14 protein-coding genes and 1 tRNA gene are annotated in these 18,700 nt (G+C 61.7%); 11 read left to right on the top strand and 4 right to left on the bottom strand.

The features are described from left to right. Positions 1 to 9 precede the first annotated feature (9 nt). The 3 genes from MMB74_RS01570 to MMB74_RS01560 form a co-directional block, all read right to left on the bottom strand. The gene (locus tag MMB74_RS01570; protein ID WP_277426831.1) at positions 10 to 2,331 is read right to left on the bottom strand and encodes a polysaccharide biosynthesis tyrosine autokinase; all 2,322 of its coding nucleotides are present in this window, start codon (positions 2,329 to 2,331) and stop codon (positions 10 to 12) included. Between the two features lie 46 nt (positions 2,332 to 2,377). Beyond that, on the bottom strand, positions 2,378 to 2,551 hold the full coding sequence (locus MMB74_RS01565) for a hypothetical protein (RefSeq protein WP_277426830.1): 174 nt from the start codon (positions 2,549 to 2,551) through the stop codon (positions 2,378 to 2,380). A gap of 86 nt (positions 2,552 to 2,637) precedes the next feature. Continuing rightward, entirely contained in the window at positions 2,638 to 4,170 is a 1,533-nt protein-coding gene (locus tag MMB74_RS01560; RefSeq protein WP_277426829.1) for a mannose-1-phosphate guanylyltransferase/mannose-6-phosphate isomerase, read from the bottom strand. A gap of 529 nt (positions 4,171 to 4,699) precedes the next feature. Here MMB74_RS01560 and MMB74_RS01555 point away from each other — a divergent pair. The 4 genes from MMB74_RS01555 (at position 4,700) to MMB74_RS01540 (ending at position 9,778) form a co-directional block, all read left to right on the top strand. Then, on the top strand, positions 4,700 to 5,656 hold the full coding sequence (locus MMB74_RS01555) for a helix-turn-helix domain-containing protein (protein WP_277426828.1): 957 nt from the start codon (positions 4,700 to 4,702) through the stop codon (positions 5,654 to 5,656). Between the two features lie 191 nt (positions 5,657 to 5,847). Further along, the gene (locus tag MMB74_RS01550) at positions 5,848 to 7,230 is read left to right on the top strand and encodes an undecaprenyl-phosphate glucose phosphotransferase (RefSeq protein WP_277426827.1); all 1,383 of its coding nucleotides are present in this window, start codon (positions 5,848 to 5,850) and stop codon (positions 7,228 to 7,230) included. 32 nt (positions 7,231 to 7,262) lie between these two features. Next, positions 7,263 to 8,447: a polysaccharide biosynthesis/export family protein gene (locus tag MMB74_RS01545; protein ID WP_277426826.1), complete on the top strand. Its 1,185-nt coding sequence runs from the start codon at positions 7,263 to 7,265 to the stop codon at positions 8,445 to 8,447. A gap of 17 nt (positions 8,448 to 8,464) precedes the next feature. Further along, positions 8,465 to 9,778 (top strand): O-antigen ligase family protein, encoded by a 1,314-nt coding sequence (locus MMB74_RS01540; RefSeq protein ID WP_277426825.1) that lies wholly within the window; start codon positions 8,465 to 8,467, stop codon positions 9,776 to 9,778. Positions 9,779 to 9,975: 197 nt separating this feature from the next. Here the strand turns inward: MMB74_RS01540 and MMB74_RS01535 are convergent, their stop codons facing one another. Continuing rightward, a complete protein-coding gene (locus tag MMB74_RS01535) occupies positions 9,976 to 11,547 on the bottom strand; it encodes a hypothetical protein (RefSeq protein WP_277426824.1) in 1,572 nt (523 codons plus the stop codon). A gap of 800 nt (positions 11,548 to 12,347) precedes the next feature. On the opposite strand from MMB74_RS01535, the gene lspA reads away from it, so the two are divergent. The 7 genes from lspA (at position 12,348) to MMB74_RS01500 (ending at position 18,601) form a co-directional block, all read left to right on the top strand. Beyond that, a complete protein-coding gene (gene lspA / locus MMB74_RS01530) occupies positions 12,348 to 12,857 on the top strand; it encodes a signal peptidase II (protein ID WP_277426823.1) in 510 nt (169 codons plus the stop codon). Positions 12,858 to 13,063: 206 nt separating this feature from the next. Further along, positions 13,064 to 13,597: a DapH/DapD/GlmU-related protein gene (locus tag MMB74_RS01525; RefSeq protein WP_277426822.1), complete on the top strand. Its 534-nt coding sequence runs from the start codon at positions 13,064 to 13,066 to the stop codon at positions 13,595 to 13,597. Between the two features lie 62 nt (positions 13,598 to 13,659). Continuing rightward, positions 13,660 to 15,417, top strand: coding sequence for a ShlB/FhaC/HecB family hemolysin secretion/activation protein (locus MMB74_RS01520; protein ID WP_277426821.1), 1,758 nt, complete (start codon positions 13,660 to 13,662; stop codon positions 15,415 to 15,417). Positions 15,418 to 15,483: 66 nt separating this feature from the next. Next, positions 15,484 to 15,570 (top strand) — tRNA-Leu (locus MMB74_RS01515). Positions 15,571 to 15,696: 126 nt separating this feature from the next. Continuing rightward, positions 15,697 to 15,957, top strand: a complete 261-nt coding sequence (locus MMB74_RS01510) for a hypothetical protein (protein ID WP_277426820.1) — start codon at positions 15,697 to 15,699, stop codon at positions 15,955 to 15,957. A gap of 276 nt (positions 15,958 to 16,233) precedes the next feature. Next, positions 16,234 to 17,016 carry a universal stress protein gene (locus MMB74_RS01505; RefSeq protein WP_277426819.1) on the top strand — a complete coding sequence of 261 codons (783 nt, stop codon included), beginning with the start codon at positions 16,234 to 16,236 and terminating at the stop codon, positions 17,014 to 17,016. A 385-nt stretch (positions 17,017 to 17,401) separates the two neighbouring features. Further along, positions 17,402 to 18,601 (top strand): MFS transporter, encoded by a 1,200-nt coding sequence (locus MMB74_RS01500; RefSeq protein WP_346780660.1) that lies wholly within the window; start codon positions 17,402 to 17,404, stop codon positions 18,599 to 18,601. Positions 18,602 to 18,700 lie beyond the last annotated feature (99 nt).

Raw genomic sequence — 18,700 nt, 5'->3', positions numbered from 1 at the left:
CCTTCGACGTCACGCCGTCGCGTCGAACATCGGCTCCATGTCGTCGCCCGAGCCGTAATAGCCGTAGTAGCGATGGCTGCGAGACAGCGGGATCGCATTGAACACCGCACCCGTGACGCGCGCCTCGGAGCGTTCGAGCTTGCGAATCGTTTCCGCGATCTCCTCCTCGCTTTGCATGCCCGAGCGCAGCACGAGCACGGTGGCGCCCGCGTCGCCCGCGATGATGGCCGCGTCGGTCACGACCAGGAACGGCGGCGTATCGACGATGACGAGATCGAACTCTTGTGAGAATCGCTGCAGCAGTTCGCGGAAGTTGTGGCGCATCAAAAGCGCTGCGGGGTTCGCGATGCGGCTGCCGCAAGAGAGCAGCGTCAACCCTTCCACGCTCGTGCGGCGCAACGCTTCGTGCGGCTGCATCGCCCCCTTGAGTACTTCGGACAAGCCGCCGCGATTGGGTTGGCCGAAGTAGTAAGCCAAATGACCGGCGCGCATATCGGCGTCGATCAGCAGGACGCGCGATCCGACTTCGGCGTGCAGCACGGCCATGTTGGCCGCGACGAAGCTCTTGCCGGCCGCCGGGGTCGGCCCCGCCATCATGACGATGTTGTTGGGCGCGTGGGCCAGGTCGAGCGAGAGCGACGTGCGCACGCTGCGCAATGCTTCGATCGACGGATCGTCGGGGTAGCGATCGGCGAGCACCTTCGACACCCCGCCGCCCGTGGCGACTACGCGTCCGTCCGCCGGCGCGGCATTTTGCACGCGCGACGGCAGGCCGGGCACCGCACTGCGCGAGGACAGCGAGCGCCGCTGCAGCGCACCGATCTCTTGATCCAGGCGCGCTTGCTGTTGGCTGTACAGCACCTCGCCCATCAACGGCACGCCCAGGCGCGCTTCGACGAACAGCGGATCGGTCACGCCCATCAACACGTGGCGCCGCACGAAAACCGTCGACACGCCGAGCAACAAACCGAGCACTACGCCGCCGGGCAGCACGATAAGCGGATCGGGCTTGACAGGACGGAACGGCACCACCGCTGCGTCGACGATATGCGCGCCGCCCGTGGTGCTGGCGCGGCGCACGGACAGCTCTTCGGCCTTTTGCATCATGCCGAGGTACACCTGCTCGGCCACCTTGGCATCGCGCGTGAGGTCGACGTTCTTACGCTCGGAAGAGGGCATCGCCGCAAAGCGCGAGTCGAACGCGGCCTTTTGCGCGCGCAGTTGGCCGAGCTGCTCGTCGATGTTGCGCACCCAACGGCTATCGGGCGTGTAGCGATCGAGCAACTGCGTGCGTTGGATCTGCAGATCGGCGATGCGGCGATCGAAGTCGATACCGCCTTGCAAGTACGCTTGCGCTTCGCTCGTCGGCTGCATCGATTGGGACTTCGTCTGAAAGCTCGACAACGCCTGCTCGGCTTTGTCCAACTCGGCATGCAGACGCGGCAGCTCCTTGTTGATGAACGCCAACGTCGAACTGTCGTTGCGCTGCTTCGCGGCAACGGCCGTCAGCATGTACTGCTGCGAGATGGCGTTGGCCACTTCCGCCGCCTTCTCGGGATGACGATCCGAATACGTGATTTCGACGAGGCCCGTGTCCTTGACCTTGTCGCTCACCTTCAAATCCTTGGTGAAGCGCTTGATCGCATCGAGCATGGCCCAGTGCTTCACTTCGAACTGCGTGCCGGGACGCGCCGCCAGCTCGGTCACGAGCATCGACACGCCATCGCTCGAACGCGCGAGCGTGCCGATTTGGCCGGTCAAGATCGCTTCGCCGCCCGGGCCGCGCAGCTCGTAGCGGCCGCCGTCGAGCGCGGTCAGCGTCAGCTTGCGCTCCTCGAGCGAGGGCGGCACGTCGAGCTGGCCGATATGCACCTTCTCGCCACCCCACGCATACGAACTCATGCCGAACCACGCGCGGGCCGGCTGGCCCGGCTTGGCGAGCTTTTGCGCCAGGTTGCCGATAACCGGCAGCGTCTTCGGCGTGATCGTCACGTCGAAGCGATAACGGTTGATGATCGGCTCGAGCACGGAGCGGCTCTGCATGATCGCGATTTCAGCCGAGGGCGACGGCGCAGGCGGCGCAACCTGCGGCGCCTGCGAGGAAATGCCGAGTGCGTTCGGTTCGGGCGGATCGACCCGCACGAGCACATCGGCCTCGTACTCGGGCGTCGCAACGAACAGGTACGCGACGGCGAGCGCCGTCACGGCCAGCGCCACCCCGAGCACCTCGAACATGTGGTCGCGCAGCAGCTTCAATAGGTCGCGCGCAGACAGTTGGCTGCGTTCGCCTCCTGTTTGCACGTAGAGAGAGTTGAGAGCCAAATCGTTCACTGGCGTCGTCCTCGAAAATGTAGCGTTGTGTGGATCGCGTCCGCTTTCATTGCGCCTTCTGTTGTTGCGAGCCCGGCTGCTGGTTGCGCACCGCCTCTTCCAGCACTTCGAGCAAGAGCTTTAGATCGGAGACGAGAATCGCGCAGGACTTCAGTCCCAGCACCTCCGCGGTCCCGATCGAATTGCGGACATGCTCCAGCGCAGCGTCATAAACGTTCATGGATCGAGTTCAAAAACGGTTGCCACGTATGCTCCGCCGGCAAACATGCCGCGGCCGCTCGCAATCGCTGCGCGCGGCCGCCGCCATCAACTAGCGCGTCCGTAGACATCCTCGAAGCGGACGATGTCGTCCTCGCCGAGATAGGCGCCCGATTGAACTTCGATCAATTCGAGCGCCACCTTCCCGGGGTTTTCGAGCCGATGCTTGACGCCGAGCGGAATATACGTCGATTGATTTTCTCCGAGCAGGAACTGCTCTTCGCCACGCGTGACGAGAGCCGTGCCGCGTACGACGATCCAATGCTCGGCGCGATGATGGTGAAGCTGCAGCGACAATTGCGCCCCGGCCTCGACCACGATGTGCTTCACCTGAAAACGCTCGCCCTTGTCGATCGAGTCGTAACAGCCCCACGGCCGCTGCACCTTGCGATGGGCGTCGACCTCCGGCCCCTGCTGATCGGCGATGCGCCCGACGATGCGCTTGACGTCCTGCACGCGCGAGCGATCGACGACGAGCACGGCATCCGCCGTTTCGACGACGACGAGATCGGACACGCCCACGCAGGTCACGAGCCGGCTCTCGGCGCGCACGTAACACGATTGCGCGTCTTCCATCAGCACACGGCCCGAGGCGACGTTGCCGCTCGCGTCCTTGCCGAGCGCATCCCACACCGAATCCCACGAGCCCAAATCGGACCATGCCGCATCGAGCGGAACGACCACGCCTTCGACGCCGCCGCCGCGCGTGAGGTTTTCCATCACGGCGTAGTCGATCGAATCGGAGGGCACGTCGGCGAACAATGGTTCGTTCGGCTTGTAGCCGGTTGCGCTATCCTCTCCTGCTTCGTAGGCGGCAGCGCAGGCCGCGAACGTTTCAGGTTGCATCTGCTGCAACGTCGAGAGCCAAACGCTCGCACGCAATACGAAGATGCCGCTATTCCAGAAGTATTTGCCCGAGGCCAGGTAGGAACGCGCCACTTCGAGCGGCGGCTTTTCGACGAAACGGGCAATTTTGCGAGCATCGCCGATCTCATCGCCCGGCTCGATATAACCGTAGCCGGTTTCAGCGCGCGTCGGCCGAATGCCGAGCGTGACGATCGCACCCCGCTCGGCATGACGCGCGGCCACGGCAACGGCGCGCTGGAACGCGGCCACGTCACCGATCATATGATCGGCAGGCATCACGACGAGCACGGCGTCGCCGCCATCCGCGAGCGCATGCATGGCCGCGAGCGAGAGCGCTGGCGCCGTGTTGCGCCCGGTCGGCTCGATGATGAACTGCGCGCCCACCCCGAGTTGCTCCATTTGCTGCGCGCTGATGGCGCGGTGCTCGGAGCCGCAGACGATGATCGGGGAGTCGTCGATGCGCAGTTCAACATCGGCGAGCCGCTGCAGCCTCTGCACCGTCATTTGCAGCAGCGAGCCGGCGCCGAGCACGTCGACCAGTTGTTTGGGAAAATGCTTGCGCGAGAGCGGCCAGAGCCGGGTGCCCGAGCCACCCGCGAGCACGACGGCCCGCGTGCGCAGCGCCGACTGTGGCGCCACGGTGTGCGGTGCGCGCAATTGCGTCACCGCCCCGACCTTACGCGGTCGCTCCCTCGTTTCAACAGGAGTACTCATCTGCTTGTTCTCCTAATGGGTCCGAATGCATGAAGAGGCGGCGAGCGTTGCGCAAAAGAGCGTATCGCCGACCGCTTCGGCTCATGTTGCTGTGAAGCATAGCGAGTCAACTTCATGCGTAATCCCGAAGGTCGCAAAAGGCCGATGTGTTGGCGGATTTGGGCGAAGCCCGACAAACATTACGAATGCATGAAGGCTTAAGATCGGTAAATGGCAGCCCGGTGCAATTATTCGGAATGGCAATATTTCTGATTAAAGGGCGATATTTTTTACCGAACCCGCCAGCGGAAGGCCGCCAGCCCTGACCCCAACGGTTCCGAAGGGGTGCACAAAAAAAATGGGAGTTTGTAAATTTTTATAACAAAAATATAAAAAATACTTCAGCGATTAACTTTCTTCGATCCGACCACTCGCGCCAAATACACGGCTATTTTCGCCAGGTTTTTCTCCAAAAATCGACATGGCATCATGATGATTACGATGATGCACCGCAACACTCATCGTGTTCACCATGCGGGAGGAATGCTTCGTGGATCGCGCCACTGTCTTTACTACACCGCACGTCATGCGGCGAGAAATGACCTCGCTAGCCGACGCGCGCCATATCGGGATCCTCATCTTCGACGGTCACTGCCTGTTCACGACAGGTGTGATCAGCGAAGTCTTTCAATTGGCCAACGCCCTGATGCGCTTCTCGAGCAATCAACCTCCTTACCGGGTGTCCTTGCTCTCCAAGCTCGGCGGCCCGGTAACGAGCTCGTCCTCGATCGCCGTCATGACGCAGCGCCTGGATTCCTACTCGGTCGGCGACTTTCACGCGTTATACGTCGCAAGTAACGACGTGCGTGTGACATCGGGCTTCGACGTGCAGCTCGCGCGCTGGCTCTCCGGGTCCGGCTCGCCCGCTCACGCGGCCGCTGCGCGGCATGCGTCCGCGTTCGGCGTGGACATGGCGCACTCGCGGCCGAACGTGCCGGTGTTTTGGATCGGCTCGGGCTCGATGCCGGCTTGGGCGCTGAATCAAAAAGCCGCGCAAATGGCGCTGACGCAGATCGCCTCGGATCACGGCGAAGACATGTCGCTGCGCATCGCGAGCAGCCTGCCGCCATCGGTGGGCGAGGTTGTGAAAGCGCGCAGCGAAACGCCGAACCTGAACACCACCGTCGACAAGATTCACGAGTCCACGCGCTGGATGCGCGAGAACTTCGGCAGCGACATTTCCGTATCGGACGCCGCCGCCGTCGCCGCCATGAGCGTGCGCAACTATTTGCGGCGCTTCAAGAGCGAGTTCGGGGTCACGCCGCTCGAGTACTTGATGCAGCTCCGATTCGAAGCGATCTGCGCCATGCTCGTCGGCACCAAGCTGCCGGTCGACAAAATCGCCCGCCGCTGCGGCATGGGCAACGGCGATCGCTTGGGACGCCTATTCAGAAAGCGGTACGGCGTGTCGCCCACCGTCTATCGCAAACACGCTTTGAGCCAGTGACGCGGGCGGCGCCGGGCGCATCGGGCCGCCCAGGGCACGCGTCATTGCTCGGGAGGACATGTTTGACGCTTTTCTTACCTATCGCATCGTCGATCGACTCTTGGCGAGCGTGAATGGCTTCGCGAACGCAACGCCTAGAGCGCGGCATGCGATCGCGGACGAACGAACGAACAACGACTGGGAGTGAGGAAATGCGAGGACTGCAAGATCTTTGGGCGCGCGTATTCGACGTCGGCATCATCGCGCTGGGCGCCCTGATCGCATCGCAATTGCGATTCGAAGGCGTGGCCGACGCGCGGCTCTACTGGGCTTTCGTCGCCTTCTCGGCCGCGTTGTCGCTGGTCGTGTTCCCTTCGTTCGGCGTCTACGAGTCGTGGCGCGGCCGCTCCAAGCGAGCGCTCGTGCGGCAAGTCGCATTGGCCTGGGCGCTGGTTCAGGTGGGCGCGATGGCGCTCATGTTCTCGTTGCACATGGTCAATCTCGTGTCGCGCCTGTGGTTCGGCTATTGGACGGTGATCTCCGGGCTCGTCATGATCGCGGGCCGGCTCTGGATGCATGCGGTGCTCGCCCGCATGCGCACGGCCGGCATGAACTTGCACCAGGTGGCCATCGTTGGATGCGGCGCGCACTGCGACGATCTGATCCGCAAGATCGAAACCTCGCCCACCACGGGTTTTCGCGCGGCGGCGATCTACAACATCAACTCGGGCGGCACGCCGATCGCGCACCCCGAGATTCCCGTGTACGACGACCGCGCCGCGTTCGCCGCATTCGTGCGCGAGCACGAGCTGGACGAACTGTGGCTCGCGCTGCCATTGGCGGAGGATGCGGCGATCATGGACGTCGTCAACGAATTTCGCAACGACCTCATCAATATCCGCTTCATGCCCGACGTGCGCATGTTGTCCCTGTTCGAAGGAAGCGTGACGAATTTGTTGGGGCTGCCGACGATCAACCTGATTGCGTCGCCCGTGCCGCCGGCAGCGCTCATCAAGAAGGAACTGTTCGATCGTTTGTTCGCCACCGCGGCGTTGATCGCGTTGGCGCCCGTCATGATCGCTATCGCCATTGCGGTCAAGCTCAGCTCGGAGGGGCCGGTCTTCTTCAAGCAACGTCGCAAAGGCGTGGACGGGCGCGTCTTCGAGATCTACAAATTCCGCTCCATGCGCGTGCATCAACCGAAGGACGGCGTGCTCGAGCAGGCCAAGCGCGGCGACCCGCGCGTGACGCGAGTGGGTGCTTTCCTGCGCCGCACCAGCATGGACGAGCTTCCGCAGTTCATCAACGTGCTGAAAGGCGAAATGTCGGTCGTGGGACCGCGCCCGCACGCCATCGAGCACGACAATCTTTATCAACCGATCGTTCAGGGCTATATCCATCGCTACCGCATCAAACCGGGCATCACGGGCTGGGCGCAAGTCAACGGTTTCCGCGGCGAGACGGAGCGAGTGGAAAAAATGGAGCAGCGCGTCGCCCACGATCTTTATTACCTACGCAACTGGTCCTTCCGGCTCGATATGCGGATCATCCTCGCGACGATCTTCAAGGGCCTACGTCATACCAATGCGTACTGAAGCAACGCCTACTGAAGCATGGAGTGCGGACAATGAAAAACTCATTACGATTGCTCGACCCGAACGCAAGTAACGGCAATGCGACGCGCACGCGCGCCGCCAGACGCTGCACGACGGCTCTCACCGCGCTGTCGACGCTGCTCGCCGCGTGCTCGATCGTTCCCGGTCAGCATATGGAGACGCCCCCTACTCTGCCCGTCTCGTCGACACCCGACGGCGCGGTGCAAACCGCGGAGCAGATTCCGATTCAGCCGATCGACTTGAACCTGATCAAACGGCTTCAAGGCGGCACGAGCCAAATGCAAATCGCCAATCAGCTCGACTTGTTCGCCAAGCCCGGCCCGTACAAGCTAGGCCCGGGCGACGTGTTGCAGATCACCGTTTGGGATCACCCCGAGCTGGCGGCCGCACTCGGTCAGCAATCGCAAACGTCTAAAACGAGCGATCCCGCCCAGGGCTTCGTCGTCGACGGCCAAGGCAACCTCGACTTCCCCTACCTGTCGCACCCGATTCACGCGGCCGGCAAAACGGTCGAGCAGGTACGGCGCGAGGTGAGGTCGGATCTGGCCAAGCAGTTCCGCGAGCCGCAAGTGACCGTTCGCGTGGCGTCGTACCGGTCGGCGCAGGTGTACGTCGACGGCGAAGTGCGCGCCCCCGGCGGCCAATCGATCAACGACATTCCGATGACGTTGACCGAAGCCGTGAACCGTGCGGGCGGCTTTACCGCGAACGCCGATCGGGCGCATCTGACGCTCACCCGCAACGGCACGTCCTACCCGATCAATCTCACGCAGATGATGGCGCTCGGCAAGAACCCGCAGGACATCATGCTGCAGCCCGGTGACATGCTGCGCGTGAGCACGCGCGACGACAATACGGCTTACGTCATGGGCGAAGTGGCCAAGCCGATCGCCGCGACGCCAACCTCCGACGGCAAGCTCACGCTGGCCGAGGCGCTGAGCCAAGCCGGCTTCATCAACCAAGGCACGTCCAATGCGAGGCAGCTGTACGTGATTCGCCAAGAGAACGGCAAGCCGCTCGTCTATCACCTCGACTCGAGTTCGCCCGTCTCGATGCTGCTCGCCAATCAGTTCAACCTGCAGCCCAAGGACGTGGTGTACGTCGACAATGGCCCGCTCGTCCGCTTCAACCGCGTGTTGAGCCTGCTGTTGCCCGCGCTCAACGCCGGCTTGACGGCTGCGATCGTGACCAAATAAGCCGAGGGAAAGCGAGCGTGGCCTACGTCTCCATGATCGCGCTGATCTTCAGCGTGACGAACTTCGTTCCAATCAGCGCCATCGGTTTCGCGCCGATGGTGCTGTGCGGGTGGCGTTTCTTCGGACGCCGCTACCCGTCGTTCATCGCGCCGCTCGTGACCTTCGCGGCGTTCGCTTTGCTTTCTACGCTCTACTACAACCCTGAATCGTTCACCGAATTCGACTTTTATCGTCACGACGGCAACTTTTTCGTTTCCTACGCGCCGATTCTGGCCGGTTGCGTCTACATGCACCGATGGGATCTGAACAAAGTTTTGCGCCGGTTCTATGTCTTTGCGGTGCTCGTCAACGTTCCGTATTACCTCTGGTATGTCGCGCAGAACGGGCTGTTGACGATTTTCCGCCATCCCTCCGACACGTTCGGCAGCTACTTCATCGCGCGTAATGCGGCGGGCGGGTTCTTAGCCGTGCTGCTGTGCCTCGGCATCGCCTGCTATTCCATGAGGCGAAGCCGCGGCATGCTCGCGTTGATGGGCGCCAATGCCTTGATGTTGTTCTCGACCTATAGCCGCGGATCGGCGTTCGGCATCCTAGTGCTAATGCCCTATCTATACTTCGGACGCAAACGCTGGATGCTCGCCTCGCTCATGGGCGGTCTCATCGCTGCATCGCTGTTCATTGCGTACTTCCATACGCAAGGCTCGGTCGATTACATGGGCTATCAGTTCAACATCTCCAATCCGGACGAAAAGGTCGCCAACCTGAGCATCCGCTACGAGTGGCTCTGGCCGCGCGCACTGTCTTACTTCCGCCAAAGCCCGATCTTCGGCATGGGGTTCGGTTCGTTCGACGATCAGATCGCATACGTGGTGCACTACTTCGGGCTCTTCGGTCAAGCGGTGGGCGTGACGGTGAACCATAGCGATTCGCACGCGCACAACTCGTTCTTGAACATCCTCGCGGAACTCGGCGTGGTCGGCCTCTTGCTGATGATTACGTTTTACTGGCGCCTGATCGGGTGGTGCCAACAAGGCGCTTGGGCCTCGGTGCGCGAAAATGGCCGCAATTTCGTCGCGTATCGTTTCACGGAGCTGGGCTCCGTGTGCCTGCTGGCGATGTCGGCCACGGAGCACCGCTTGACCACGCCCTCGAACATGCTGCCGATCGCGCTCGTCATCTCCTTGCTGCTCGCCTCGCGTGTGCGGCAAACGTATCCGGCCTTCATGGGTCGTGCGACGCCGGTAGCGCCCGCCGTGCCCGCGCGCCGGCCCGCCCGCACGCGCGGTCCTCGGTTCTCCGGCGCCGTGCCCTCGCCGAATACGGGGCGCTGACGGCAGCGTTCGTCTACCCGCGAAATCGATGGCGCCCGTTCGTGACCCGTGGCTCAGGCAGCGCGTACAAGTGAAGGCAGCGGAACGAACGAGCCCATCGATCGACGCTCGAAAAGAAAAAAGCTCGAAGCGACGGCGTAATGCGCCGCGGCTTCGAGCTTTCGTCTCATTCGCCCGCTAGCGAATGCAACGGGTCCTTAATTGTCCGGGTTATTCTGCACGAACGTTTGGAACGTACCGTACGTGGGCTGAATCGGCGTTAGATCGTCGAGCACGATGCCGTAGGTGTAATCGCCACTCGTCAGTTCGTAGTACATCACGGACTGCATGCCTTGCGTCTTGCGGGCCGCATAAAACTCGCCCAGTTGCTTCGTGACATAGCTCGAACGCTGCGTCTCGTTCTGCTCGGGCGCCGCATTCCACTCGGTGATCATGAACGGAACGCCGTATCGCGCCTTGCAATACGACGGCAAGTTGAAACCGGGGCCCGCGCCATCGGTGCCGATGTTGAAGATGTCGCCATAGGGCGAGTAGTTGTGCCACGTCGTGATGTCCCAGCGCACCGTCGGATGACCGCCCGTGCCGTCGGGCTGCAGGCCGTCCCACAACATGTCCGACGCCGCGATATCCGCCACGCAGAAGTTCACCCCTACCTTCGCGCCCGGCTGCACCGACTTGATGCCGGCGATCATCCCGCGGATGGCCCCGCGCATGATCGGCCAATTCGCGTTGTTGAAGTCGGCCTTGTTCGTGCCCGCCGTCGCCGAATTGAGGATGATCGCGGGGTCGCGCGTCAGTTCGTTGCCGCATTCGTACATCGTGACCCCGTACGGCGCGAGTGCCGTGGCGACTGCCGCAGCGCCCGCGTACGTAGCGCTGTAAGCGGCCGACTCGCTCGCGTAGAGCGTGCCGGTGGCATCGCGCAAGCCGTAGTTGACGAGCGTAAAGAGCGTCATGTTAGCCGCCTGGAACTGCCTGGCGAGCGAGATGACCGGGTTCAACTGCGTCGACTTGTTGACGCAGCCCACGCGGTAGGTGGTGCAGCCGAGGGCTTGCAGCGCACTGACGACCTGCGTCGCCGTGAACGGATAGTCGTAGTGACCGTTGATGCCGTAGAAGGAACCGGCCGTCGCTGCCAAGTCCACGCGAGGATCGCGGCTAGGCAGCCAGGTGTTCATCCACGTCTTCACGTAGAACTGACCACCCGTGCCCTTCTGATAAATCATGCCGCCGTACCAGAGCAGCAAGCTCACGTTGTACGAGTACGGATCCTTCACTCCGTTTTTATAGATATAGCCGCCCGAGAGCGTCCACTGGTTGTTCTGCTTGTCGATGATGTACGAGGCAGGAGGAATCGTCGTGCCGTCCGCCGACGTGCCGCCCAAGCGCGGGTCGAGGGATTGCGTCCAAGTCGAGCCGGTCCACTTGTAGAAGGCCTTGCTGGTGTTTTCCTGGTACACGTAGCCGCCGTACCAGAGCAGCATGATCACGTTGTACGAGTACGGATCCTTGGTGCCGTTTTTGTAAATATAACCATTCGACAGTGTCCAAACGTTTGCGCCGTTGTCCACGATAGAGCTTGCCGACGGCACGGTAGTGCCGTCCGGCGAGGCCGACGAGGTCGACGTCGAGCTTGCGTTCACCACCGCGCCCGTTCCCGCGCTCGAGCTGCCGCCCGAGGCGGCGTCGGATCCGCCGCCGCCACAGGCAACGAGAGCGTAGCTGCTTGCCGCTGCGGTGAGGCAGCCGAGAAATTGACGTCGTTTCATCTTTCAAACCCTCAAGTGCATCGAGACAGGCCCGAGCGGAACGTGTGGAAATCGGGGCAGCGGCATCTCGAAGCGATACGGGGCTTTCCCAAACAAATGCTCTACAATCAGTTAGTTAGGATTCCTAACTAATAAATCAGCTTTGCGCCGCAATCTTGGGCATCGCTTCACGGGAAGATCCGCCGTTCAGGCCCGCCCGCGACGCGCAATCTCGTCTAGGCGGAAGGCGGTTGCAACTCGTTGATGCGAAGTATCGGGGAACGCGCGAGTTGGCGAAATCAGCGTAGGAGGAAGATCGCGTAGGGCGTCAGCAAAATGTGTAGGATTCATCCGACATAACGGCCACGAAAAACGCTCTACGGGTGAAATTTCCGAAGTGTGTATTTTCGTATCAAAGTGTGACGGCTTGTCGGCCGTTTGTTACCGATACCACATCGGGGAAATCCCTAGTTTTCTCGTAAAGTTTGTAGGAATTTCGGAAGTTATTACGGCCGATTGGAGATGTTTTTCTGGTTGTTATTCGGATAACGACCCCAATTTAATGGCGATACTATTTGATCTCAAGTGACGATTTCGGTCGAAATTCCTCGCTTCGATGGCGGGACTTTCGCCGGGCAGGCGGCCCCTGGTGTGATCTTGCTCGGGTGCAATGCGCGAGAGGCGGCAAGGCTACCTGCTAAGATTGCCGCCCTAGCCCACGAGATCGAGCCAGCGGGCACTGCCTTGCTCGGCTTCGATGTCACCAAGCCTCGCACCGACAAATGGAATGCGCCCCTGCCTGGCAACGGACCATTTACCGAATGACGACGAAACAGAGAATCGCCACTGCGCTTCTTGGCGCGCTCGCCTGGATCATCCTTGACCAGTTGACGAAGGCCTTATTCAAGCAAATCTTGAGGCCCGGCGAAGTCGTGTCGCTTCTCGGGGGAAGCCTGCTCGTTCTCCCCACTTACAACCACGGGGCGTTCCTCAGTGCAGGCGCAGAGATGGCTGCCGCGACGCGCAATACGGTGTTCACATACGGTGTTCTGGCGATCCTTGCAGGGCTGCTCGGATGGCTGCTGCGTTCGTCCAAGCTTGGCCGTGTCGAAGTCTTTGCGATCACTTGCATTTTGGGCGGGGGGTTCAGCAATCTACTCGACCGTTGTGTCGATCAGGGTCGAGTTTTCGATTTTCTGAACGTGGGAATCGGGCATGTGCGAACGGGCGTGTTCAACGTTGCGGACGTCGGAATTATGCTCGGCGTGGCGCTGCTCATATTCAGCGGTGCCAGAGGCAAACCTTCCTCGCCCGGTGCCGCCGCAATGTAACCATTCAAAGCCGGATTTCCGAAGCGCCCCCAATTTGAGAGGGGCGCTATGAGGGCATCACGACCCGGCCCGGAGAGCGGGAGGAAACACGCGTTGCCTGGATTTACGACAAAAGCCCCGCTCTATACGCCACATTAGGGACGGAACGTTCGGCGCGCGGTATGGTCGAGCATTGTGGCGCAATGCGCCTTCGAGCGTGCGAACCAATGAAGCTCCTGAGCGCTTTCAAACGACACCTTTTCATCAGCCTCGGCAATGCGATGCCGACCTATGGCCCCTTCAACCGCATCCGCCCTGCCTTCTTCCGCAGCGCGGGCATGGCGATCGGCAAGGACGTGACGATCATCGGGCCTTTGAATGTCGAACTGAGCTTGAACGAGGAAACGATTCGCGGCATTTCGATCGGCGATCGCGCCTACCTGAACTTCGACACGCGGCTTGCCTGCCGCAATAGTCGCATCTCGATCGGGGCCGACGTGCAAATCGGCCCGCGCGTGTCGTTCGAGACGGCTACGCACGGTATCGTCTTCGCGCCCGAGCTCGGCCGCGGTCTCGATCACCATGAGATTCGCGTGGAAGACAAGGTTTGGATCGGTGCGGGCGCAACGATTTTGCCCGGGGTCACGATCCACGAAGCGGCCGTGGTGGCCGCCGGTGCGGTCGTCACGAAGGATGTGCCCGCCTACACGCTGGTGGGTGGCGTACCTGCACGCAAAATCAAGGATATCGCGCGTGCGTAGCGCTTCGCACGTGCAGACGCGCCGTGAAACGGGGGATCCGGTATGACGCAGCAAGCTCGCGTATGAGTTGCCGATTCGGCGGCAAACTCTGTTGGACCGGCGTGGCGCTCGCGCTCGTTTGCACCACGGCCGGCGCGCAATCCTATCGCGACGTGGCGCCCAGCCCGCCCCCTGCGCCTGCTCGGCCGGCCTCCCCGCCCCCGCCGCCGGGGGCAGCGACGGGCTCGCAGCAAGTGGCCATCGCGAGCCTGCGCGGCATCGTCTTCGTCAGGGATGACGGCCATGTGCTCGTGCGCACGCAGGCCTTGCCGGAAGGCAAGCGGGTAGCGGCCGTGGGCTTGCCCGTGCTGGACGGTGCGTTCCTTGCGCAGTTCGCGGGCGATATCGGTCGGCCTTTGACATTCGCGCGGCTCGCGCAGATACGCCGTGCGGTGATCGAACGGTTCCGCTCGGCGGGCCAGCCGCTCGTCGATGTTTACGTGCCCGAGCAGGACGTCAGCGACGGCGTCGTGCGCATCGCCGTGGCCGAGTTTCATGTCGGGCGCGTCATGGCGCGGGACAACCGTTATTTTTCGGAGGCGCAACTGCTGCGGGAGATGCCCTTGCGAAGTGGCGGCCCCGTCACCGAGTCGGATGTTTCCACCGGCTTGACGCTGTTGAACGCCAATCCGTATCGACGCGTCGATGTCGTGTATGCACCTGGCGAGGGCACGAACGCGACCGACGTGATCCTGCAGACGCAGGATCGCTTCCCGTTTCGCGTCAACGCCGGTTATGACAATGCCGGGGTTCAGCAGTTGGGCAGGGACCGTTTTTTTGCGGGTTTCGATTACGGCAATCTATTTGGGCTCGATCAGCAGATCGCTTACCAATACACGGCGAGCAACGACTTGCTTGGGGGCAATCCGGCGATCGAAGGCCGGCCGAACCGGCCGCGTTTTCAGGCGCACTCGTTCAGTTACTCCGCGCCGTTGCCTTGGTTCGATCGCGTCGAATTCTTTGGTGTGTATGCGCAGAGCACGCCGCGCCTGGACAACAGCTTCAATCAGACGGGCGTCTCGGCGCAGTTCAGCGCGCGTTACGATCGGCATTTGCCGCTGGTGGACGGGTGGCAGCAACAGTTGCAGGTCGGCTACGACTTCAAGCGCTCGAACAACGATCTGGAATTCGGGGGCGTGCAGGTCTTCAATGCCAATACGCACGCGCATCAGTTTTTGATCGCCTACGATGCGACGAAAAGCGATTCGTTGGGACAGACGCACGCGAACGTTGCGCTCGTGGGCAGCCCCGGGCATTTGGATGGGAGTAACACCGACGATGCGTTTCGGACTACGCGCAACGGTGCGACGGCGCGTTATGAGTATATGCAATTGCTCGCTCAGCGCGATTTGACGCTTGGCGCGGGATTTAGCTTATCTGCGCGCGGGCGATTCCAATGGACGCCGAATACGCTATTGCCGAGCGAGGAAATGGGGCTTGGCGGCGACGATACGTTGCGCGGGTATGCGCCGTATAGCGTGCAAGGCGATCGCGGGTGGGATGTTCAAACGGAATTGCGCACGCCTGCGTTTGCGTTTTTCGGCGATAGCGGGCCGGCGTTTCAGCCGTTCTTGTTCGTCGATGCGGGGCATGTTTGGAACAAGATCGATCAGCCTGCGGAAATACAGGCGGGCATGCTATCTAGCGTGGGGGTGGGCGTGCGGTTTCAGTGGTCGCGCTTTGTGAATGCGCGCGTGACATATGGGCAGCCCTTACGGGCGGCTGGGCCGGGTGGGTCGACGGCGCCGTTGGCGCAGGTGTTGGTGGTGATTGGGAGTTGAATTTTTGCGGGTGCATCGTTGACAGTTACGCGGAACTGGCTACAATAGCGCCTTCGCTCAAAGCGAGCCCAGGTGGCGGAATTGGTAGACGCACTAGGTTCAGGTCCTAGCGGTGGCAACATCGTGGAGGTTCGAGTCCTCTCCTGGGCACCAGTATTTTTAAAAAGGTCAGCTTTGCTGGCCTTTTTTCATTATTCCGCCCAGGAAGCAAGGTGCCTGCGCACCTTGCGGGAGGACTCGAAAGGCTGCGCTTGCAAGCGCAGCCGGGGTCGCGCGAGTGTGACCGAGTCCTCTCCTGGGCACCAGTTTTTTAAAAAGGTCAGCTTTGCTGGCCTTTTTTCATTATTCCGCCCAGGAAGCAAGGTGCCTGCGCACCTTGCGGGAGGACTCGAAAGGCTGCGCTTGCAAGCGCAGCCGGGGTCGCGCTTGCGTGACCGAGTCCTCTCCTGGGCACCAGAAAAACAGATCCAAATCAATCTGCTGGATGATATATTCGCGATGAAGCCCGCAATTGCGGGCTTTTTCTTTTCGGGTGACTAAAATATGTTCGCGGTCCGCGACGGGCCAACGTCGAATGAGTACGTTTTGAGTACATGAAAGTTCGAATTGGCGGAAACGGACTCACCGCAAGGCTCGCATTTCTCCGAACAACACAAAAAGATGAACTGGCGCTGGTCTCGATTTGCCCGCGACGCTCATAGCAAGCGACGATGTCGGCCGGCTAACAGTACTCGTCAATGTTTGATACTGATCAGGTCCGCCGCTCATCCAAGTGCTAGCCTGAGCTTATGCAACTACGATCCGAGGAGCTTGGCGATGAACACCTATCACAGTGTGGTGGCGTACGCCGGTACCAGTCACGGGCTGACCAGCCTGCTGTCGTGGACGGGTATGGTCGGCGCTTCCCAGGGCACGGTCCCCGGTGTGCTGGCAAGCGAGGCGTTACGTGGCCAGGCGTTCGATGAAGCGCTGGCGGGTGCCAGGCTGTCACCCACGACGGCATGGCTCGACTCGCGGGTCGACACACTGGCCGCACTCGTTTCGGCGTCGCGCTTCAACGATTTGCTCGTACTGTCGCAGCCCGATAAAGACGATCCGGCATCCTTGTCCCAGAAGCAGGCCGCCATGCTGGTCGCCGCTGCCTCCTGCCCGCTGCTGTTCGTGCCGCCCGCAGCCCGGGCTCGCGAGCCCGCGCGCGTGCTCGTCGGTTGGTCGGACACGCGTGAAAGCGCCCGTGCGCTGCACGATGCACTCCCCTTGCTTCAGCGTGCGCAGTCGGTCCAGGTTTGCGAATTCGCACCCCACGACGCGCCGGTGAGCTCGCTGGACGAACTCGAAGCTTACTTGAATGCACACAGCGTAAAGGCTCGCTGCGCAATGGAGCGGCTGCGCGAGATCTCTTTCGACCAGCGCATGCTTACTCCAACGGTGGTGGATGCATCGCTCGCGGAGCTACTGCTCTCGCATGCGGCGGATATGGATGCCGACCTCATCGTAATGGGCGGCTACGGACACGCGCGGCTGCATGAGTGGGTGCTCGGCGGGGTCACCCGCACCATGCTCGCCTCGATGACCGTGCCAGTGCTGATGTCGCACTGAGCCCGGACGGCGCGTCTCGAGCCAGCCTGCCGCCACGTTGGGCATCCGCAAGCGCGGCACTCGTCATTGCCAGCCGCTTGCCGTTCAATGGTGGCGTCAGCCTTTGGCGACGTGCCGGTACCCGTCATCGTCTGCCGCGGCCGCGCCGCATTACCCGTGGTTTCGCTCTAGTTCAAGCAGCTCGCGTTAAATGCGGGCGGTCGGGGACTTTTAAGTTTCCCTTAAGCCGGCGTCGATAGAGTCGCCGAATGGTCACAAGGTGATGTATGTTGTGACACGCGTCCTCCGTCCGCTGGATTGAACAGTTAGTTGGCTCCCGGCGACACTTCCCAGACCCGGCGGCTCCGCTGGGTTTCTTTTTGGTCCACACGTGAGCCCGCTCCCGATGTCCGATCTCCCTACCGGCCCTTCACGCATGAGCGCCCGTGAGCTTCGCGCCACGGCGTCGCTCGCCAGCATCTTTGCGCTGCGCATGCTCGGCCTCTTCATGATCATGCCGGTGTTCTCCGTCTACGCGAAGACGATCCCCGGCGGCGACAACGTGTTGCTCGTCGGCATCGCGTTGGGAGCGTACGGTGCGACGCAATCGCTGCTTTACATTTTTTACGGTTGGGCTTCCGACAAACTCGGCCGTAAGCCGGTGATTATCGCGGGCCTGCTCATTTTTGCATTAGGCAGCTTCATCGCGGCCGTCGGACACTCGATGGCCTGGATTATCGCAGGCCGTGTGATCCAGGGAATGGGCGCCGTGTCGTCGGCGGTGATCGCGTTCGTCGCCGATCTCACAGCCGAGGAGCATCGCACGAAAGCGATGGCGATGATCGGCGGCAGTATCGGCATTTCGTTTGCCGCGGCCATCGTCGGCGCGCCGATCATCTTTCACTGGCTCGGGATGAGCGGCCTTTTTTCGCTCGTCGGTGCGCTGTCGATCGTCGCCATAGGCGTCGTGATTTGGATCGTGCCGAGCGCGCCGCGGCCCACGCATGTGCCTGCGCCCTTTGCCGAAGTACTACGCAACGCGGAACTTCTGCGCTTGAACTTTGGCGTGCTGGTGCTGCACGCAACGCAAACGGCGCTCTTCCTCGTCGTGCCGCGGATGCTCGAGGCCGGCGGCTTGCCAGTCGCGTCGCACTGGAAAGTGTACCTACCGGTCATGGGGCTTTCGTTCGTAATGATGGTGCCTGCCATCATCGCCGCAGAGAAGCGCGGCAAGATGAAATCGGTGCTGCTCAGCGCCATCGCGCTTATTCTGATTGGTCAGTTGTCGCTCGGCGAAGCGCCACATACCATTTTGGCAATGGCGATGATTCTGTTCGTCTACTTCCTCGGATTCAATATCCTCGAAGCATCACAGCCGTCGCTCGTGTCCAAGCTCGCGCCCGGCGCTCGCAAAGGGGCAGCCACTGGCGTGTACAACACCACGCAGTCGATCGGTCTGGCGCTCGGCGGGATCTTAGGCGGTTGGCTACTGCAGCACGAGGGAGCCAGCGCCGTATTTTTTGCATGCTCGGGGCTCGTCGCATGCTGGCTGCTCGTCGCGGTTTCCATGAAGGCTCCCGTACGCCGCGCCCTCAGGGCGACCTGAGCTGGACGGCCCATCATCAGATCTAGTCGAGCGCGTCTGCGATGACCTGCGTTGCCCCGCCGCACTCGCCACGAGCAGTCACATGCCGGTCGACTTCCA

The organism is Trinickia sp. Y13, assembly GCF_029522115.1.
Taxonomy (GTDB): Bacteria; Pseudomonadota; Gammaproteobacteria; order Burkholderiales; family Burkholderiaceae; genus Trinickia.
The sequence above is the reverse complement of the archived record's forward strand: the minus strand, read 5'-3'. Positions and strand labels throughout refer to the sequence as shown.